Source organism: Actinophytocola sp. (genome assembly GCF_050699915.1).
Classification (GTDB): Bacteria; Actinomycetota; Actinomycetes; order Mycobacteriales; family Pseudonocardiaceae; genus Actinophytocola.
On record NZ_JBOHGA010000054.1, the window covers coordinates 1 to 17,890 of the forward strand.

The 17,890-nt window shown below is 70.3% G+C and carries 20 protein-coding genes; 9 read left to right on the top strand and 11 right to left on the bottom strand.

Features of this window, described 5'->3' with window-relative positions; translation table 11 throughout:
• Positions 1–376: 376 nt before the first annotated feature.
• Positions 377–1,633, top strand: coding sequence for a hypothetical protein (locus tag ACRDSK_RS12675; RefSeq protein WP_431440636.1), 1,257 nt, complete (start codon positions 377–379; stop codon positions 1,631–1,633).
• Positions 1,634–1,671: 38 nt separating this feature from the next.
• Complete coding sequence (locus ACRDSK_RS12680) at positions 1,672–2,640, top strand: hypothetical protein (protein ID WP_431440638.1); 969 nt, start codon at positions 1,672–1,674, stop codon at positions 2,638–2,640.
• Between the two features lie 117 nt (positions 2,641–2,757).
• Here the strand turns inward: ACRDSK_RS12680 and ACRDSK_RS12685 are convergent, their stop codons facing one another.
• Positions 2,758–3,906 carry a class I SAM-dependent RNA methyltransferase gene (locus tag ACRDSK_RS12685; protein ID WP_431440640.1) on the bottom strand — a complete coding sequence of 383 codons (1,149 nt, stop codon included), beginning with the start codon at positions 3,904–3,906 and terminating at the stop codon, positions 2,758–2,760.
• The gene (locus ACRDSK_RS12690) at positions 3,903–5,888 is read right to left on the bottom strand and encodes an APC family permease (RefSeq protein WP_431440690.1); all 1,986 of its coding nucleotides are present in this window, start codon (positions 5,886–5,888) and stop codon (positions 3,903–3,905) included. Before ACRDSK_RS12690 ends, ACRDSK_RS12685 begins: the two co-directional genes overlap by 4 nt.
• A gap of 123 nt (positions 5,889–6,011) precedes the next feature.
• Here ACRDSK_RS12690 and ACRDSK_RS12695 point away from each other — a divergent pair, with 123 nt between their 5' ends.
• Together ACRDSK_RS12695 and ACRDSK_RS12700 are read left to right on the top strand one after the other, a co-directional pair.
• Positions 6,012–6,677: a potassium channel family protein gene (locus ACRDSK_RS12695; RefSeq protein WP_431440642.1), complete on the top strand. Its 666-nt coding sequence runs from the start codon at positions 6,012–6,014 to the stop codon at positions 6,675–6,677.
• The gene (locus ACRDSK_RS12700) at positions 6,677–7,333 is read left to right on the top strand and encodes a potassium channel family protein (protein WP_431440644.1); all 657 of its coding nucleotides are present in this window, start codon (positions 6,677–6,679) and stop codon (positions 7,331–7,333) included. The genes ACRDSK_RS12695 and ACRDSK_RS12700 overlap by 1 nt, the downstream gene beginning before the upstream one ends.
• On the opposite strand, the gene ACRDSK_RS12705 is transcribed toward ACRDSK_RS12700, so the two are convergent.
• The 4 genes from ACRDSK_RS12705 to ACRDSK_RS12720 form a co-directional block, all read right to left on the bottom strand.
• Positions 7,311–7,568, bottom strand: a complete 258-nt coding sequence (locus ACRDSK_RS12705; protein WP_431440646.1) for a DUF397 domain-containing protein — start codon at positions 7,566–7,568, stop codon at positions 7,311–7,313. The genes ACRDSK_RS12700 and ACRDSK_RS12705 overlap by 23 nt on opposite strands.
• The gene (locus tag ACRDSK_RS12710; protein WP_431440648.1) at positions 7,456–8,358 is read right to left on the bottom strand and encodes a helix-turn-helix domain-containing protein; all 903 of its coding nucleotides are present in this window, start codon (positions 8,356–8,358) and stop codon (positions 7,456–7,458) included. The genes ACRDSK_RS12705 and ACRDSK_RS12710 overlap by 113 nt, the downstream gene beginning before the upstream one ends.
• A gap of 94 nt (positions 8,359–8,452) precedes the next feature.
• Positions 8,453–9,187: a DUF3159 domain-containing protein gene (locus tag ACRDSK_RS12715; RefSeq protein ID WP_431440650.1), complete on the bottom strand. Its 735-nt coding sequence runs from the start codon at positions 9,185–9,187 to the stop codon at positions 8,453–8,455.
• Positions 9,184–9,582, bottom strand: coding sequence for an OB-fold nucleic acid binding domain-containing protein (locus ACRDSK_RS12720; RefSeq protein WP_431440651.1), 399 nt, complete (start codon positions 9,580–9,582; stop codon positions 9,184–9,186). The genes ACRDSK_RS12715 and ACRDSK_RS12720 overlap by 4 nt, the downstream gene beginning before the upstream one ends.
• Before the next feature lie 193 nt (positions 9,583–9,775).
• Between ACRDSK_RS12720 and ACRDSK_RS12725 the strand changes: the two genes are divergently transcribed.
• Positions 9,776–10,402, top strand: coding sequence for an alpha/beta hydrolase (locus ACRDSK_RS12725; protein WP_431440653.1), 627 nt, complete (start codon positions 9,776–9,778; stop codon positions 10,400–10,402).
• A 90-nt stretch (positions 10,403–10,492) separates the two neighbouring features.
• Here ACRDSK_RS12725 and ACRDSK_RS12730 read toward each other — a convergent pair whose 3' ends face one another.
• Both ACRDSK_RS12730 and dut read right to left on the bottom strand, forming a co-directional pair.
• Positions 10,493–11,155: a DUF3710 domain-containing protein gene (locus ACRDSK_RS12730; RefSeq protein WP_431440655.1), complete on the bottom strand. Its 663-nt coding sequence runs from the start codon at positions 11,153–11,155 to the stop codon at positions 10,493–10,495.
• On the bottom strand, positions 11,155–11,631 hold the full coding sequence (gene dut, locus ACRDSK_RS12735) for a dUTP diphosphatase (RefSeq protein ID WP_431440656.1): 477 nt from the start codon (positions 11,629–11,631) through the stop codon (positions 11,155–11,157). Before dut ends, ACRDSK_RS12730 begins: the two co-directional genes overlap by 1 nt.
• A 24-nt stretch (positions 11,632–11,655) precedes the next feature.
• Between dut and ACRDSK_RS12740 the strand changes: the two genes are divergently transcribed.
• A complete protein-coding gene (locus tag ACRDSK_RS12740; RefSeq protein ID WP_431440658.1) occupies positions 11,656–12,123 on the top strand; it encodes a DUF3093 domain-containing protein in 468 nt (155 codons plus the stop codon).
• Positions 12,124–12,138: 15 nt separating this feature from the next.
• Here ACRDSK_RS12740 and ACRDSK_RS12745 read toward each other — a convergent pair whose 3' ends face one another.
• A complete protein-coding gene (locus ACRDSK_RS12745; protein WP_431440660.1) occupies positions 12,139–12,447 on the bottom strand; it encodes a DUF4193 domain-containing protein in 309 nt (102 codons plus the stop codon).
• Positions 12,448–12,899: 452 nt separating this feature from the next.
• On the opposite strand from ACRDSK_RS12745, the gene cei reads away from it, so the two are divergent.
• On the top strand, positions 12,900–13,616 hold the full coding sequence (gene cei / locus ACRDSK_RS12750) for an envelope integrity protein Cei (RefSeq protein ID WP_431440662.1): 717 nt from the start codon (positions 12,900–12,902) through the stop codon (positions 13,614–13,616).
• Positions 13,617–13,658: 42 nt separating this feature from the next.
• Here the strand turns inward: cei and ACRDSK_RS12755 are convergent, their stop codons facing one another.
• Positions 13,659–14,489, bottom strand: coding sequence for an inositol monophosphatase family protein (locus ACRDSK_RS12755; protein WP_431440691.1), 831 nt, complete (start codon positions 14,487–14,489; stop codon positions 13,659–13,661).
• Positions 14,490–14,554: 65 nt separating this feature from the next.
• Here ACRDSK_RS12755 and ppgK point away from each other — a divergent pair, with 65 nt between their 5' ends.
• Entirely contained in the window at positions 14,555–15,316 is a 762-nt protein-coding gene (ppgK, locus tag ACRDSK_RS12760) for a polyphosphate--glucose phosphotransferase (RefSeq protein ID WP_431440663.1), read from the top strand.
• 127 nt (positions 15,317–15,443) lie between these two features.
• Positions 15,444–16,865, top strand: coding sequence for an RNA polymerase sigma factor (locus tag ACRDSK_RS12765; RefSeq protein WP_431440665.1), 1,422 nt, complete (start codon positions 15,444–15,446; stop codon positions 16,863–16,865).
• A 49-nt stretch (positions 16,866–16,914) separates the two neighbouring features.
• Here the strand turns inward: ACRDSK_RS12765 and ACRDSK_RS12770 are convergent, their stop codons facing one another.
• Positions 16,915–17,766 carry an EamA family transporter gene (locus ACRDSK_RS12770; protein ID WP_431440693.1) on the bottom strand — a complete coding sequence of 284 codons (852 nt, stop codon included), beginning with the start codon at positions 17,764–17,766 and terminating at the stop codon, positions 16,915–16,917.
• Positions 17,767–17,890 lie beyond the last annotated feature (124 nt).

Below are 17,890 nucleotides of genomic sequence, written 5' to 3' on the forward strand. Positions count from 1 at the left end.
CCCCGGCACCGCACCGGAATCAGCCAGTCTCCGACCCGGCGCCGGAGGCGCGCGCGGCGCGTTCCCGGGAACCGCACCGGAAACGGCCGGCGCCCGACCCAACACCGGCGGCGCACAACCGGGAATGCCTGGCTCGCCCAACATCGGCAGCACGCCCGGCGGTCCCTTCCCCGGCACCGCACCCGGGTCGGCCGGCGCCCGACCAAACCACGGCGGCGCGTCCGGCGCGTTCCCGGGAATGTCACCCGAATCGGCCGGCGCCCGACCCGGTGGCTCGCCCAACCTCGGCGGTGCGTCTGGCGCCTTTCCTGGCACCGCACCCGAATCAGCCGGCGCCCGACCAAACCACGGCGGCGCGTCCGGCGCGTTCCCGGGAATGTCACCCGAATCGGCCGGCGCCCGACCCGGCGGCTCGCCCAACCTCGGCGGTGCGCCTGGCGCCCTTCCTGGCACCGCACCCGAATCAGCCGGCGCCCGGCCCTACGTCGGCGGCGCCCAGCCAGGCATGCCCGGCTCGCCCAACGCGGGTGGTGCCCGGCCCGGCGGTCCCTTCCCCGGCGGCCCGCCGAGTCCCGCCGGTCTTCTCGGGCCGGCGGTGTCCGAGGCAGCCCGCGGCGGGTTCCCGGGCGGACCGGCGGACGGCCAGCTCGGTGCCGGCGCCTTCCCCGGGCCGCTGGACTCTGCCGGCTACCTCCCGGCCCCACCACGCGGCGGGAACCTGCCGCCACCGGCCTCGTCCGGTGTGTACCCGGCGGTCATCGCCCCGCCGGGTGCGGGGCCGAACCTGCCGAGCGCCCAGCTGAGTCCGCCGAACGCGCTGCTGAACCCGGCCGGCGGCCGGCCGATGCCCCCGCCCGGCGGCCCGCCGACCGCGCCGGTCGGCTCGTCGCAGAGGATGGAGATCTCGCCCTCGGCGGGAGGCGGCGTGCCCGCCCAGCCGGTCGGTGCCGGTGAGACCATGCACACCGTCCTCATCGGACTGCCCGTCGGCGGGTACTTGCCCTTGTGGCACAACAACTCCGTGAGCTACTGGCGCATGACCGACCCCGACGGCGTCCGCAGCCGGCTCGCGCTCGGGATCGAGTCGCGGGCCGAGATCGACAACGCGCGGTTCCGCGAGGCCGCGCTGTTCACGCCCGACCGCAACACGTTGTTCCTCATGGACCGCTACCGCAACGGGACCGGCAACCTCGGCGGCGCGAGCACGCAGCTGGTCCCCGCCAGCGAGGACGAGGCCTTCCGCGCGGTGGACGACAAGGCGATTTCGGATCTGTACACCTGGATCGGCGACATCGTCGTCGCCGCCGGACAGCGCGGCGAGTACGTGGCGATCGAGACCGGCGGTTGGAACGTGCCGGTGGCGCCCGTCGTGCTGATCATGCTGCGGAACGACGGGCGGGAATGGCACTCCGTCGTCGAAACGTCACCCGTGCCGGCCGGCGCACCAGTGTGGCGAGACCAACAACCTGTTGACGGCGACACGCAGTTACTGGCCTCGCCGGCCAACGAACGGACGATGCGCGCGGCCGGGCTCCTGACCAGGTTCGCGGTGGCGACGTGGCCGATGCACCCGTTCCAGCTCGGACTTTCCTTTGGTCCTAACCCGACGCTGGGTGATGTGGCGAACCGGTAAGGTCCCTCTGACCAAGGGGTAAACAGAGGGTGGGGATCGTGACCGAGCCACAGCCGGTGATGGCGCAGGCGGAACAGGACCAGTTGACCCGGCAGGTGGGCCGGGCGTTGCTGACCGTGGCGGGGGAAGGCTGGACGCAGGTGCGGGCCGAGTACCGGTCGGCCGGGCGGCACATCGAGGTCGACGTCTTCGTGAGCGGTCCCGACGGTGCGCCGCGCCCGGTGCGGCCGCCGGCGGAAGTGGTCGACGGGCTGGGCAAGCTGCGGCAGGGCATGTACCGGCCGGGGCGCGGGACTTGGTTGTCGGCGCTGTACGTGCTCGAGCCGCCGAGCAGCTTCAGCGCGGAGTTCGAGCCGGACGTCGAGCCGCGGTGGCGCCGGGTGCCGCCGCCGATCGGGTTCGCGGACGAGCTGAGGTTCTTCCCGCGGGCGGACGAGCACATCCCGGAGTGGCTGCGAGTGCGGGCCGGGCTGCGGGCGGCTGGGGAGCCGACGCCGCCTGGCGGGGTGGCCGGACAGCCGGGCGCTGGTTCACCGGGTGGACCTGGTTCGGCAGGTGGGTCGGGTGTGCAGCCCGGCGTTGGCGGGCCTGGCGCCGGGCAACCCGGAGTTGGACATCCGGGCGCAGGTCAGCCCGGTGAAGGCTGGCAGCCGGGAACTGGTCACCCCGGTCAGCCGGGTGGTGGCCAGTTGAGCGGACCTGGGCAGCCAGCGGGGCCGAGTGCGGCGCAACCCGCGCCGGCCGGCGGCGAGCCGGGATTTGGGCAGTTGCCACCCGGGGCGCCCGAACACGGGCAGGCCGGCGGGATTCAGTCGGGCCCTGGCGGTGAGCCGGGGCGGTCGATTCCTACGCAGTCTGGGCCTGGCGGTGGACTGCAGCAGGGGTTTCCGCCTCCGCCGCCGGGGGTGCCGCCCTTTCGGCCCGGGCCGGATGCGGCGCCCGGTGGCGAGCAGATGTCGTTCCAGGCTGGCGGGAGCTGGCGGGCGCCGGGTAGGCCGGCTTGGTGAGTCGGCTGCCTGAACGGCGCTGACCTGGGAAATGTGGGGGCGTGGCCTCCGGCCCCCGATCACCAGCTACGGGGTGGGCTGACGGTTCCGGGGCGTTGGCGCGGGGGTGTGGACAGGTCACTGGCGGGTCAGTAGGGCGATGCATTCCAGGTGGTGGGTCATCGGGAAGGCGTCGAACGCCCGCAGGGATTCCAGGGCGTAGCCGTTGGTTGCGAAGGTGGCCACATCCCTGGCCAGGGCGGCCGGGTCGCAGGCCACGTAGATCACCTGCTTGGGGGCTCGGGCGGCCATGGCTTCCACCACCTTGCGGCCGGCACCCGTTCGAGGTGGGTCCAGGACTACTACTGCCGGCGGACGACCAACCGACGCCCTCAGCACGGCTTCCGCTCGGCCTTGGAAGATTCTCACCTGCGGTAGGTCTGCCAGGTTGTCCGCCGCCGCCTCGGCCGCGGGCGGATCCGACTCCACCGCGATGATCTCGCCCTCGGGGCCCACCGCCTCGGCCAGGACCGCTGCGAACAGGCCTACTCCGCTGTACAGGTCCCAGGCCGCATCACCGGGTGACAGCGTCGCCCAGTCGGCCACCACCTCCGCGTAGAGGTCCGCCGCGTCTGGATGGGCCTGCCAGAAGCCATCGGCTGGCACGCGCCATTTGCGCCGTGCCGCCGTCTCCACCGCCGCCGACGGGCCGATGTGGGTCTCCGCCGACGCGTCCACCGCCACCGAGACCTCGGACGACGGGGGCCACACGCGGCCCACCACCTGGTCGACCGTGCCTGGCGCTGCGATGGGGCAGCCGTCGACGGGGATCACTTCGTGGCTGCGGTGCGCCCGGAAGCCGGGGCGGCCCTCGGCATCCGTGGCCAAGCGCGCCCTCGTGCGCCACGCCAGCGGGCCGCCGGGGAGCTCCTCCACCTCCACGTCGAGCGACAGGCCCGCCAGGCGCGACATCTGTTCCGACAGGACCGCCGCCTTCAAACTCCGTTGCAGCGAAACGGAAGCATGCTGGAAGTCGCAACCTCCGCACCCACCCGGCCTAGCCACCGGGCACGGCGGCGTGACCCGATCGGGCGACGACGAAAGGACCGAAATCGCGTCACCCCGGCAGAAGGAGCCGCCGCGGTCCTCGGTTACCGACACCACGACCTCTTCACCGGGCAGCGCATGGCGAACGAACACCACCCGGCCCTCGTGGCGCGCGACGCAATGGCCGCCGTGGGCCACCGGACCCACCTCGACCGTGAACTGTCGGCCCGCCCAGGTCATCGCTTGTCCTTTCCGGACAGTCCACGGCGGATCGCGCCCGGGGCGACCTCGTCACGATCCCGAATTCGCTCCGACGACGCCAGCTGCCACGGCACGCTGGTGACCATCACGCCCGGCTGGAACAACAGCCTGCCCTTCAACCGCAGCGCGCTCTGGTTGTGCAGGAACTGCTCCCACCAATGACCTACGACGTACTCCGGGATATACACCGTCACCACGTCACGCGGGTTGTCCGTGCGCACCCGCTTCACGTAGTCCAGCACCGGTTTCGTGATCTCCCGGTACGGCGACTCGACGACCTTCAGCGGCACCGAGAAGTCCTCCTTCTCCCACGCCGCCACCAGTCCCCGCGTGTCCGCGTCGTCGACGTTCACCGTCACCGCCTCGAGCACGTCCGGGCGGGTGGCGCGGGCGTACGCGAGCGCGCGGCGGGTCGGCAGGTGCAGCTTCGACACCAGCACGATCGCGTGGTTGCGGGACGGCAGCGTGGCGTTCGTCTTGTTCGCCTCCATCGCGCGCAGCTCTTCGGCCACCCGGTCGTAGTGCTTGCGGATCGCGGTCATCAGCGCGTACAGCACCGCCATCGCGGCGATCGCGATCCACGCGCCGTGGACGAACTTCGTGATCAACACGATCACCAGCACGGCCGCGGTCATGAACAGGCCGAACGCGTTCACCGCGCGGGATCGCACCATCCGCCGCGCCTTCTCGGGCGGCGGCGAGTCGCGCAGCAATCTGTTCCAGTGCCGTATCATCCCGCTCTGGCTCAGCACGAACGACACGAACACACCGACGATGTAGAGCTGGATCAGCCGCGTCACCTCGGCGTCGAACGCCACCACCAGCACGATCGCGAACGTCGCCAGGCCGACGATCCCGTTGGAGAAGGCCAACCGGTCGCCGCGCGTGTGCAGCTGCCTCGGCAGATACCGGTCCTGCGCGAGGATCGAGCCCAGCACCGGGAAACCGTTGAACGCCGTGTTGGCCGCCAGCACCAGCACCAGGCCGGTGAAGAAGATGACGTACAAGATGGCCGGGTCGAAGTCGCCGAACACCGCGTTCGCCAGCTGTGCCACCAGCGTCTTCTGCTCGTAGCCGGGCGGGGCGTTCAGTAACTGGTGCCCGGGGTCCTCGGCGAGCTTCGCCTCGGTCACCGAGGCCAGCATGATCAAGCCGAGGAACATCACGATCGCCAGCAGGCCCATCCACAGCAACGTGGTCGCCGCGTTACGGGACTTGGGTTTACGAAACGCCGGCACGCCGTTGGAGATCGCCTCGACGCCGGTCAGCGCGGCGCTACCGGAGGAGAACGCGCGCAGCACCAGGAACACCAGCGCCAGGCCGGAGAGGTGGTCACCCTCCTCCAGCAGCTCGAAGTTCGCGCTCTCCGCACGAATTTCGTCGCCGAGCAGGAGGACCCGCGTCGCGCCCCACACCACCATGACGAGGATGCCGAGCACGAACGCGTAGGTCGGGACCGCGAAGAGCAGGCCCGCCTCGCGGACCCCGCGCAGGTTCATCGCGGTCAGGATGACGATCGCGCCGACCGCGAACTCCACCTTGTGCGTCGCGACGAACGGCACCACCGAGCCGATGTTGGCCGCCGCGGAGGAGATCGACACGGCCACCGTGAGCACGTAGTCGACCAGCAGCGCGCTCGCCACCACCAGGCCCCATCTGCGCCCGTGGTTGACCGTCACCACCTCGTAGTCGCCGCCGCCGGACGGGTAGGCGTGCACGTTCTGCCGGTACGAGGCGACCACAGTGATCATCACGAGGGCCACCACGACCGCGATCCACGGGCTGAACGCGTACGCGGCCACGCCCGCGACCGACAGCGTCAGCAGGATCTCCTCCGGCGCGTACGCCACGCTGGACATCGGGTCCGAGGCGAACACCGGCAGCGCGATGCGCTTGGGAAGCAGCGTGTGGCTCAGCCGGTCGGTCCGAAAGGGCCGGCCGACGAGCAGGCGCTTCGCCATAGATGCGAGCTTGGGCACGAGTGAAGAGGGTATGCGGTCGCGTCACCGGATCGGAGTAGCCACCGGTAGGTTCATCGTCAGACCACACCAACGCGGTCGAAGCGATTCAGAGGAGGCCTCGTCGTGCACGTGGTGATCATGGGCTGCGGCCGCGTGGGGTCGTCGCTCTCGGCCGCGGTGGAACGCCTCGGCCACACGGTCGCCGTGATCGACAAGGACCCGCAGGCCTTCCGCCGGCTCGGCACCGCCTTCCACGGCCAGCAGGTCGTCGGCGTCGGGTTCGAGAAGAGAGTCCTGGTCGAGGCGGGCGTCGAGCGCGCGGAGGCGTTCGCGGCGGTCTCCAGCGGCGACAACTCCAACATCATCTCCGCTCGGGTGGCCCGCGAGACCTTCGGCGTCGAGCACGTCGTGGCGCGCATCTACGACGCCAAGCGCGCCGAGGTCTACGAGCGGCTCGGCATCCCGACGGTGGCCACCGTCTCCTGGACCACCGACCGACTCATGCGCACGCTCCTGCCCGACGGCGTCGCGTCCGCCTGGCGCGACCCGACCGGCAAGGTCGCGATCGTCCAGCTGCCCGTCCACGAGGAGTGGGTCGGCCACTCGGTCGCCGCCCTGGAGCAGGCCATCAACGCGCGCGTCGCCTTCATCACGCGGTTCGGCACCGGGCTGCTGCCGCGTCCGAAGACCGTCGTGCAGGCCGACGACCTGGTGTACGTCGCGGCCCTGTCCGGCACGATCAGCGACGTGAGCAGCGCCGCCGGCCAACCGCCCGAGGAGGCGTCCTGATGCGCGTCGCGATCGCCGGGGCGGGCGCCGTCGGCCGTTCCATCGCCGCCGAGCTCGTCGCCGGCGACCACCAGGTGATGCTCATCGAGCGCCTGCAGAGCCAGTTCGAGCCGGACACCGTCGAGCAGGCCGAGTGGGTGCTCGCCGACGCGTGTGAGCTCTCCTCGCTCGAGGACGCCGGCATGCAGCTCTGCGACGTGGTCATCGCGGCCACCGGCGACGACAAGGTCAACCTCGTCGTGTCGTTGCTCGCCAAGACCGTGTTCGCCGTGCGCCGCGTGGTGGCCCGGGTCAACGACCCCGCCAACGAGTGGCTGTTCACCGAGGCCTGGGGCGTCGACGTCGCCGTGTCCACCCCGCGCATGCTCGCCGCCATGGTCGAGGAGGCCGTGTCCGTCGGCGACCTCGTCCGGCTGCTGACGCTGCGGCAGGGTCAGGCGAACCTCGTCGAGCTGACGCTGCCCGAGGACGCCCCGCTCGCCGGCCACGCCGTGCGCGAGGTCGTGCTCCCCCGCGACGCCGCGCTGGTGACGATCCTGCGCGGCGGGCGGGTGATCGTGCCGCAGCCCGACGACCCGCTCGAGGCGGGCGACGAGCTGCTGTTCGTGGCGGCGGCCGACGTGGAGAACGAGATCAGGCAGGCGCTCGGGTACTGACCCAGGCGACGAAACCCGTCAGGCTCGCACGGCCGAGCACCAGCATCGGGCCGTCGGTGTTCTTGGAGTCCCGAACGGCCCCGGCCGACGCTGGCCAAGCCACCTCGACACAGTTGGTCGGGTCACTCCATGAACTCTTCCTCCAGCTCAAAGATCGGGGCTGGGCGCTGCGCATGGTGTTCCTCTCCCAGCTCGCTTGCCAACGTGGCAAGCCAGCTGCGGGACTGGTCCTCATCCAGCGCAACTTTACTCAGCGCAGCGATTGTGCGGCGGTAGGCGGCGATTGTGTCCTTGCGCTCCAGGAAGAGCGCGGAGGTGTCGTTCTCGATGAACAGCACCGGGTTGATCTCGGTGAACTCCATGAGCTGGAACGGTTTGTGGGCCGCGTGGAAGCCGACGGAGTCCAAGATCACGCGGATTTCGATGTAGGGCCGGACAGACATCCGGAGAAGTTGATGTACCTGATCAGACATGATCTTCCGGCCGGCCCCGGTTCGACGGATCGAGTACTCGTCGATGAAGAAGCAGAACTGCGCCGGGTACTGCCGATCGACGATCCGCTGGCGCCGGTGACGAGCCAGCACACGGTCACCAGTCTCGGATTCCGGGATCACCGGGCTGGCTGTGATCAGCGCCTGCGCGTACTCGGACGTCTGCAACAGGCCTGGGATGACCACGGTCTCGAAGTTGGTGATCGCTAACGCGGAGTCCTCGTGGTCGCTGAGTGTGCGTAGCTCCGCTGGCAGGCGATCGCCGAACTCCTGCCACCAGCCGCGTTCGGTGGCGTGCCGCGCCATCTCCAGCAGCTCCTGGCGTTTCGGTCCGACGATGCGGCCGACTGCCAGCACCGCGGACACGTCCTCGGGGCTCGCGCAGCGCTTCCCGGAGATCATCCGGCTCACCTTGCTGGGAGACCACGCGAGCAGTTCCGCGAGGTCACTCTGGTTCAGCCCGGCGGTCCCGATGGCGCGCAACAGCGCCAGTCCCAGCTCTCGGGACCGCACGGTGGGTTCGTGGTCGTACATGTAGGCCAACGTACGCGAATCCCGCAGAGTACCGCAGTCCGCGCGGAAGGTTCACTCGAACGTATGGTCGGTGCAGATAGGACAAAGAGGTGCGTCAGCCGCTCTCGCCGCTGTACTTGGCTCGCAGGCGCTGCTCGACGGCGCGGTCGTCCTCCACGACGGCGCGTTCGAGGTCGCGCTCGCGGTGGCCGGCGGCGCGTACCGCCCAGACCGTGACGACCAGGGCGATCGCGGTGAGCGGGTAGCCCATCGCGAGGCGGGCGAAGGCGAGCCAGCCGGTCTGGTCCTCGTCGTAGAGCCAGCGCTGCACGGTGAAACGCGCGCCGAAGACGGCGACCCAGGTGAGCGTGGCGATGGCGTAGGCGCGGAAGGCCTTGCGATCCTTGCGCCAGAGCCAGCCGTGGCCGTCGAGGAACGACCAGATGACGCCCACGATCGGCCAGCGGACCAGGACCGAGAGGAGGAAGACGCCGCCGTAGATCAGGCTCGCCCAGATGCCGAACAGGAAGAATCCCTTGGCCGAGCCGGTCCGGTAGGCGATGAACGCCGCGATGGCGACGCCGAAGAAGCCGGACACGGCCGGCTGCAGCGGCTCCTTGCGCACGATCCGGAGCACCGTGATGGCAACCGCGACGCCCACGGCGCTCCAGATCGCGGGCATGAGCCCAAACAACGCGTTGACCAGTACGAACACCACAACGGGGACCGAAGAATAGATCAGGCCGCTGATGCCGCCCATCTGTTCGAGGAGGGTTTTCTCCTGCTCCGCAGACTCTTCTGACTTGTCTGCTGGCTTGTCTTCTTCTTCGGTCTTCGCCGGTTCGCTCATGTAGTCGTCTGCAACTCGTAGTAGGGGTTGTAGAGCACCTTTCGACCGTCCCGTAAGGCGATCCGGCCCTGCGCTTTGATCGTCCGGCCAGGCTCGATGCCCGCGATACGCCGACGACCGAGCCAGACTAGTGTCACGCCCTCGGTTCCGTCGAACAGCTCCGCCTCCAGCGTAGCCACGGCATCCCGCGGGCTCAGCTCGACGGCACGCAGGCGGCCGAGGACGGTAACTTCCTCGCCCGACCGGCAGTCGCACGCCCTGCGCGCGTTCTCCGCGTCCACGTGCTCGGACAGATCATCGGCATCGAGTTCGTCGATGTCGGTGGTCAGCCGCTTCACCAGGCGGCGTAGTGATCCATTACCACGCTGGCCCTGCCTTCGGGCTTCGGTGCCCATAGTGACGCTCCAGTTGCCTTGGGTCGGCCCCGACGCCCGACCCTGTACAAATCCAGCGTAACCACGAGATGTGGAGCTGGTGTGGAGGAAGAGGCACGTGACAGTTGCCGTATGCCGATTCACCGAGGACGGCGGTCCCCGGACGGCGATTATGCTGCCCGGTACCGGTTCTGACGACGTATTCGTCAGATCTGTGTTCGAGATCCCGCTGGCCGCCGCCGGGGTCTCCGTGGTGGCTCCTGCGCCCGTTCCCGGGCCGTCGCTCGCCGTCTCCGCGCTGTCCGCCTTGTCGGCTTCCTCCGGTGCCGTGCTCGTCGGCGGCATCTCGTTCGGGGCACACCTGGCGGCCGAGTGGGCGGTGGCGAACCCGTCCCGGTGCGCCGGCCTGGTGCTCGCGCTGCCGGCCTGGCACGGCGCACCCGGGTCCGCGCCGGCGGCGTTGTCCGCGGCGCACTCGGCGGCCCGCGTTCGCGCGCTGGGCGTCTCCGGGTCGCTGGCGGAGTCCTCGCTGCCGGAGTGGCTGTCGGCCGAGCTGTCGCGGGCCTGGTCCGGTTACGGGGGCGCGCTGGCGGAGTCGTTGGAGCTCGCCGCTGAGCGGCCGGCACCTTCCCTGGCGGAGCTCGCGACGCTGGAGGTGCCGGTGGGCATCGCGGCCTGTGTCGACGACCCGATCCACCCCGCGTCGGTGGCTGCCGAGTGGGCCGCCGCGCTGCCGTGCGCGCGGGTGGGCACGACGCGGCTGTCGATCATGGGCGCGGACCCGGAGGCGTTGGGGCGGGCGGCCGTACTGGCGTGGCTACGAGCCGCCGGCCTCGCCTGAGCCGGGCTTGCGCCACCGCGCGGCACGACCTCGCCGCGAGGAACGAGTGGCCTTGTGGGACAGCGCCGCCCGCGGCCGCCACGCAGCTGGTCAGTCGCCGCCGCCCTGGGCCTGCTCGATGTGCTGGGCGATGGCCGGCGGCAGCTCGATCGGCAGCGGCGTGCGCACCGGCATCGGCATGCCGCCGCGGATCACGACCGTGCCGCGGACGAGCTCGTAGAGGGCCGCCGCGCTGTTCTCCAGGCGGTCCGGGGGGCCGGCGACCACGCCGCGCAGCATCCAGCGCGGGCCGTCGACGCCGACGAAGCGCAGCGACATCTCACCCAGCGCGGCCAGGAGCTCCAGGCCCCACTCGCCGGTCGTCGTGCGCACCGTGGCGCCGTCGGCGCGGAGCTGCTCGGCCAGCTCGGTGCTCACCTCGTGCCACAGCCCGCCGGACCTCGGCGCGGCGTAGGCGGTGACCGTCAGCTGGCCGACCGGGAGGACCACGTGCACGGCCTTCACCGGGCCGGACGGGTCCATCTCCACCTGCAGCTGCGCGCCCTGGGGCACCGGCAGGCGGACCGAGCCGAGGTCGAGGCGGTCGAGGCCGTCCTCGGGGGCGTCCTCCTCGTCCCACGGGCCGGCGCCGTCGAAAAGGTCGCCGCCGACCACCTGGTACTCGTCGTCGTCCGCGTCCTCCCGGAGGTCCGCGAAGTCGTCGTAGTCCTCTTCGAGGTCGTCCCGCCGGCGACGCCGTCCGAACAGTCCCACTAGTCCTCCGCCCCGGTCACGCGGGCCAACACCGAATGTCCGCCGGTGGACCCGTGGCCCCCGGCACCGCGCTGCGACTCGGGCAGCTCGGCCACCTCCCGGAACACCGCGTGCTCGACGCGCTGCACCACGAGCTGGGCGATCCGGTCGCCCCGGCGCAGCTCCACGGCGTCGCGCAGGTCGTGGTTGACCAAGCAGATCTTGATCTCGCCACGGTAGCCGGCGTCGACCGTGCCCGGGGTGTTCACCACGCTCAGCCCGACCCGCGCGGCGAGGCCGGAACGGGGATGGACGAACGCGGCGTACCCGTCGGGCAGCGCGATCGCGACACCGGTACCGACGACCGTTCGCTCCCCTGGCGGGATGACGGCGTCGGTGGTGGTGACGAGATCGGCGCCGGCATCTCCGGGCCGCGCGTACGTCGGGACGGGCACTTCCGGATCAAGCCGGGTAAGCAGGACCTCCACGCTGGGCACGACCGGCGAGACTACTCTGGGACCGTGACCGACACCGAGGCCACCACCGGCACGACTTACCGCGAGCGGCTGTATGTCACGTGGTACTGGTGGCCGCTGCCACTGGTCGCCGCCGGACTGCTCGCGGCGGAGGTCCACCTCGGCTATCCGGGCGTGCGGGCATGGCTGCCCTACGTCGTGCTGCTGCCGCTCACCGCGCTGTTGATCTGGCGCGCGGGATCGACGAGCGTGCGGGTCCAGGACGGCGAGCTGTGGGTCGGCAAGGCCCACCTGCCGTTGCGCTACGTCGGTGAGGTGCAGATCGTCCCCACCAAGGACAAGCGCAGGGCGCTCGGTCCGCACCTGGACCCGGCTGCGTTCGTGCTGCATCGGGGGTGGGTGGGTCCGGTGGTGCGGTTGCGGCAGACCGACCCCGAGGACCCGACCCCCTACTGGATCTTCAGCACGCGGCACCCCGACCGGTTGGTCGAGGCACTGCGCGCGGGCGACTGATCCCGACCGGTCGGGTCAGGCGCAGTCGCGGCAGATGAACTGGCCCTTGCTCTCCTCGGCCAGGCGGCTGCGGTGGTGCACGAGGAAACACTTGGCGCAGGTGAACTCGTCAGCCTGCTTGGGCACCACGCGAACGGTGAGGTCCTCGCCCGACAAGCTGGACAGGTCTGCACCGGGCAGCTCGAAGCTCTCCGCGGTCTCGGACTCGTCTACGTCGACGACTCCCGACTGGTTCTCGTTGCGACGCGCCTTGAGCTCTTCGAGCGAGTCCTCCGCGAGGTCGTCCGCCTCGTTGCGGCGTGGTGCGTCGTAATCGGTGGCCATGGTCTAGCACCCCCACTTCAGGATGTGTGTGCCGCTGGTCAACGTTCCGGGGCCCCCGTTTGTGCCCGCCAGCAGAAGTGACGCAGGTCTCGCGGCCAGGCCCGCATCCGAATCGATTCGCTTGGAACGTTCTCCGACTGGAGCGCGCAGAGGGTAGCCCATCGAACGCGGCTCATCCAGCACGTCACCCGTTCGGGTGTGTCAGATGAACCTCCAGCGTATGGCCTTGCCGACCAGGGTAGTCCGTGGTGCGATGTTGATCGACCGAGCTGGTCACGCAGCGCGTACGGTCAATTGCGGTAGGCAATCGTTATCTGTCCATGACTCAATCTCGACGCCCGGCGTCTACAGCTTGTGCCCGAGCGAACCGAAGAACCATGAAACGAATAGGCTGATCAGCAACGAATGTCAGGGTGACGAGGGGTCTGGGGACCGGAGGGAGGCGGGCCGACGTGGCGTCCGGCAACGTGTCGGGAAAGAGCGGGCCACAGCGCTATCGGAAGCGCCGGCCGCTGCCTGCGATTCTGCTGATCGTTGTGCTGGGCGTCGCGGCGACGATCGTCTGGCTGCGGGTGATGGACAAGGACGCCGACACCACGAGCGCCACGCACTGTGACCCGCCCGCGGCGCGGCCGTCGACCTCCGCGCCGGCCAAGGGCAAGCCTCCCGCGCCGGCGCCGACGCTCGGGCAGGCCCTGGAGAACGACTCACTCGACCGGACCAACCCGGTGTCGCCGGACCAGGCGCTGGTGCGGGTGCTGAACGCCGGCTCGAAGCGGGGCGGCGCGCGGATCGTCACGGAGAACCTGCGCCAGCTCGGGTTCACCAAGGTGGCCGAGCCGTCGAACGACCCGCTGTACGACGACACGATGACGTGCCGCGCGCAGATCCGCTTCGGTCCGCAGGGCACGCCGGCGGCGCGGACGCTGTCGCTGGTCGAGCCGTGCGCCGAGCTGGTCCGCGACGACCGCAAGGATGCGACGGTCGACCTGGCGATCGGCCAGGACTTCGACGACCTGCGGCCGCGGTCCGCGAGCAAGAAGGTCATCGACGAGCTGAACGAGTGGGCGGAGGCCCACCCGAAGGCGAAGGGCGGCCTGCAGGCGAACGGCCCGCAGCCGAAGATCGACGGCGAGCAGCTCGCCGCCGCCCGCAACGTGACCTGCTGACCGTCCCCTTGCCGGCGGATCTGACGCCCGCGGGGAACGGCGTCAGATGCCCATCGGGGGGACGGTCGGGCCCAGGTCGGCCAGGCCGGTCTCCTCGAGGGCCGTCAGCAGCTCGTCCGCGATGCCAGGCGCGGCTACGAACGTCATGTCGTCCACCGTCGGCGGGAGGCGGACCACCGCGCCCGCCTCCTCGGCGATCAGCGCGCCGCCGGCCCAGTCCCAGCGGTTCAGGCCGTGCTCGAAGTAGCCATCCAGCCAGCCGGCCGCCACCGCGCACAGGTCCAGCGACGCCGCGCCCGCCCGGCGGATGTCGCGGATCCGGCTCAGCAGCCCCGGAATCCCCGCCGCCTGACGCTCGCGCCGCTCCGGGCGGTAGCCGAAGCCCGTGGCCACCAGCGACAGCTCCAGCCGCGTCGCCGACGACACGCGAAGTGGGCGCCCGTCGAGAAACGCGCCGCCGCCTCGGGCGGCGGTCCAGCGGCGGCCCGACGCCGGCTCGACCACCGCAGCGGCTACCGAGATGCCGTCGACCTGCGCGGCCAGGGACACGGCGTACCAGGGGAAGCCGTAGAGGTAGTTGACCGTGCCGTCGATCGGGTCGACGACCCAGCGGACGCCCGACAGGTCAGGCGAGCCCGACGTGCCCGCCTCCTCGCCCAGCACGGGCTCGCCGGGGCGCAGCGAGGCCAACCGGGAACGGACCAGCTTCTCCACCGCCAGGTCGGCGGCGGTGACGACATCGGTCTCGCTGGACTTCGTCCCGACATCCTGGATCGCGGCCTCGCGGGCCGTCCGGGCGAGCTCGGCGGCCTCGCCGGCCACCAGCGTCGCGACGTCGAGAAGGTCTCCCTCGGCAGCACCCACGGGACCTATCCGACCACATCCGGCTAATCTCCGAGGAACAGCGAGCTGAATCGAGTACGAAGGGATCCGTGGGGATGGGCGCAACCCTCGGCTTCGGCGTTGACATCGGTGGGTCGGGCATCAAGGGCAGCACGGTCGACCTGGACGCCGGCAAGCTGCACGACGAACGGATCCGCATCGCGACCCCCGACCCGTCCAAGCCGGACGCGGTCGCGGACGTGGTCAAGCAGATCGTGGGCGACTTCGGCTGGAAGGGCCCGGTCGGCATCACGCTGCCGGCGGTCATCAAGCGGGGCGTCGCGCACACCGCGGCCAACATCGACAAGTCCTGGCTGGGCACCGACGCGGCCGCGCTGTTCGCGGACCGGCTCGGGCTGGCGCCTGAAGACGTCGTCGTGCTCAACGACGCGGACGCGGCCGGCATCGCGGAGATCCGCTACGGCTGGCCGGGCGACCGCGACGGGGTCGTCGTGCTGCTGACGTTCGGCACCGGCATCGGCAGCGCGCTGTTCCTCGACGGCCGGCTGGTGCCGAACACCGAGTTCGGGCACCTCGAGGTCGACGGGCACGACGCGGAGACCCGCGCGGCGGCATCGGTCAAGGACGACGAGGGCCTTTCCTGGGCGGAGTGGGCGCAGCGGGTCAGCCGGTACATCCGCGGGCTTGAGGACCTCATCTGGCCGGACCTGGTCATCGCGGGCGGCGGGGTCAGCAAGAAGGCCGACAAATGGCTGCCGCTGCTGGAAGTTCGGACCCGCGTGGTGCCCGCGGAACTGCGCAACGACGCGGGAATCGTGGGCGCCGCGGTGGCCGTTCGGGAGAACCTGCACGGCTGAGCGCGACTCGATCATCGCCGGGCCAGCACCCGTCGCGGAGTATCGTCGTTACAATGGAACAGTACCTGCGGCTAACAGCCGACAGGCATTCCCCGAAATCCGGTTGACCAGGTCTTCCTGGTCGTCCGTGATCGATAGCAGCGAAAGGGCGTACGTGGCAGCCGCACGATCCGCAACCCGTCGCTCCACCGCCTCGGCGAGCGCCGCGCAGACGGCATCCGCTCAGCCGGACAACGACGACTCGACTGAGAAGCCCACCACGTTGAAGAGCGCGACGAAGAAGGCGCCGGCTGCCAAGACTCGCACGCCGCGCAAGACGACCGCCAAGGCCCCGGCCGGTGGCGCCAAGAAGACGGGCACCGCCAAGACCGCCGCGAAGGCCGCGGAGACGAACAAGAAGGCCGATGCCAACGGCGAAACGGCCGAGGGCGATGAGCCCGAGCTGGAGTCGCCGAACATCGAGGACCTCGAGGACGTCGAGATCGACGTCGTCGACGACACCGTCGAGGAGGAGCCGGCCGAGAAGGAGACCCCCGCCAAGGACTCCAAGGAGAGCGGCGACTTCGTCTGGGACGAGGAGGAGTCCGAGGCGCTCCGGCAGGCGCGCAAGGACGCCGAGCTCACCGCCTCGGCGGACTCCGTCCGTGCCTACCTCAAGCAGATCGGCAAGGTGGCGCTGCTCAACGCCGAGGAGGAGGTCGAGCTCGCCAAGCGGATCGAGGCCGGCCTCTACGCGGCGGAGCGGGTGCGCAAGGCCGAGGAGGAGCAGTCGGAGAAGCTCGTCCCGCAGATGCGCCGCGACCTGCGCTGGATCGTGCGCGACGGGGAGCGGGCCAAGAACCACCTGCTCGAGGCGAACCTGCGGCTCGTGGTGTCGCTGGCCAAGCGCTACACCGGCCGCGGCATGGCGTTCCTGGACCTCATCCAGGAGGGCAACCTCGGCCTGATCCGCGCGGTCGAGAAGTTCGACTACACCAAGGGCTACAAGTTCTCCACGTACGCCACCTGGTGGATCCGGCAGGCCATCACCCGGGCCATGGCAGACCAGGCGCGAACCATCCGCATCCCGGTCCACATGGTCGAGGTGATCAACAAGCTCGGCCGCATACAGCGCGAGCTCCTGCAGGACCTCGGCCGCGAGCCGACGCCCGAAGAGCTTGCCAAGGAAATGGACATCACCCCGGAGAAGGTGCTGGAGATCCAGCAGTACGCCCGGGAGCCCATCTCGCTCGACCAGACCATCGGCGACGAGGGCGACAGCCAGCTCGGTGACTTCATCGAGGACTCCGAGGCGGTCGTCGCGGTCGACGCGGTTTCGTTCACGCTGCTGCAGGACCAGCTGCAGTCGGTGCTTGCGACGCTGTCCGAGCGCGAGGCGGGCGTGGTGCGGCTGCGCTTCGGCCTCACCGACGGCCAGCCGCGCACGCTCGACGAGATCGGCCAGGTCTACGGCGTCACGCGCGAGCGCATCCGCCAGATCGAGTCGAAAACGATGTCGAAGCTGCGCCACCCGTCGCGGTCCCAGGTTCTGCGGGACTATCTCGAGTGAGAGCACAGTCTTGATGGAGACGCCCCGGCCCGCGCCGGGGCGTTTCGCTTCAGAGGGGCTCGGTTCTTGCTTGCGTCTCCCTGGAGCGAAGGGTGAGCCCGCCGACGACCGCGGCGATGCCCAGTGCCTCCGGGAGCGTCGGGACCTGCCGGAGCACGACGAGGCCGATCAGCGTAGCGGTCACGGGGAGTAACGCCAGCAGGAGTGCGAACGAGGCCTGCCCGAGGCGGCGCAGCACCACCTGGTCGAGCACATAGGGCACCACCGTGGACAGGACGCCGACCCCGACGCCCATAAACAGAAGTTCTGGTGAGCTCCACACCGGCCCCGTGCCGAACGCGAGCGGCACGAGGGCGACCGTGGCCACCGCGAACCCGACCGCGAGCCCGTCCACGCCGAGCCCGACATCCGCGACACGTTTGCCCACGAGGATGTAGGCAGCCCACAGCAAGGCCGCTGCCAGGGCGAACACTACCCCGAGAGTGCTGCCGGCCCACTGGACGTCCGCTATGAGCAGAACTCCGCCGATGACGAGCGCCAGGGCGGCGATGTCCCGCCTGGTACGCGACCCGAAGGCGGCGACGAGCACCGGGCCGACGAACTCCAGGGCGACCGCCGTACCGAGCGGCAGCCGGGCGATCGCCTCGTAGAAGAAGATGTTCATACCGGCCGTGACCAGGCCGAACAGTGCGGCGAGCCAGAACACCCGACCCCGCCAGGCGTGTTTTTTGGGGCGTCGCCAGGCAAGCAGGACCAGTGCGGCACCGAGCTGGCGAAGCCAGGCGACGCTCGCCGGGTCGAGCTCGGCGAACAACCAGACGGCGACCGCCGCGCCCAGGTACATCGAAATGCCACCGGCCACGAACAGTAGTGGCGCCGGCACGCGCCGCACGTTTAGCATACGAGCCACCAACTTCACCAGCCGATCCTGCATAGCGAGAGCGCCGCTGCGACAACTGGGTTAAATCTCGATTTGAGTCTTCTCTCATCGCGGCGGGGAACACTGACGACGGGTAGAACGTCTG